General features: G+C 61.1%; 1 protein-coding gene. It reads right to left on the reverse strand.

The window, feature by feature from the left end; genetic code table 11:
* Window positions 1-168: 168 nt before the first annotated feature.
* The coding region (locus Q0835_RS30030) for a BID domain-containing protein (RefSeq protein WP_298967153.1) at window positions 169-732 on the reverse strand (564 nt) is incomplete at its 5' end.

A 732-nucleotide genomic window follows, 5' to 3' on the forward strand; every position in this document is an offset into this window, starting at 1 on the left:
CTTCCCTGGACAGCTCCTCGATCCGCCAAAGTCCAAGCGGAAAGCTCTGCGTGGTATTGATCCGGTAACCGCCGAGGAAACCGGCAGCGGCAATGCCGCCAACCGCTAATCCGGCAAGCGACAGGATTGCCAAGGCTTTCCGCCTGCCCCGTCGCCGCGCCTTCTCTATCACCGGGTCATGCCCTGATCTTTGACCTGTTCCTTTTTCAACATCTGCGCTTGAGCTTTCTCCTGGGAACGCTTCTTTGCATCGACTTTCTGCAGCGCGTTGAACTTCGGCCATGCGTCGGCAAGCTTGCCCCGGTCTTCATCGGCAACCCGAGCCGCGGCTTTCTCAAAGGCCGGCCCCTCCGGTTTCAGACCGGCCATGAACGTTCTCTCACCGAACCTCTGGTCCAGCTTTGCGGCGACTTCACCGAGCTCGGCCTCCACCATCTTGTCCGCCAGGAGGAAGGACAGGCCCGCATTCAGGTCGTTGCGGTCGATGGCATCGCGGATCCGCGACAAGACGCCATCGGCCGCCGGCGACAGCGCCGGCACATCGACACGCGACAGATCCCGCTCCCGTTCCAGCTCCACCGTGCGCAAGTCTCCGATCTCGGCCCTGAGACGGATGTAGTTTTTCACATCATCACTAAGCTGCGGAACGTTGTTCAACGCCTGCTCGCGATCTTCGCGAGCGGATTTGCCCGCAAGCATTCCCGTCTTGCCGCGTAGCGATCCGAACTGTTC

The sequence above is a fragment of the uncultured Roseibium sp. genome, assembly GCF_947499295.1.
Classification (GTDB): domain Bacteria; phylum Pseudomonadota; class Alphaproteobacteria; order Rhizobiales; family Stappiaceae; genus Roseibium.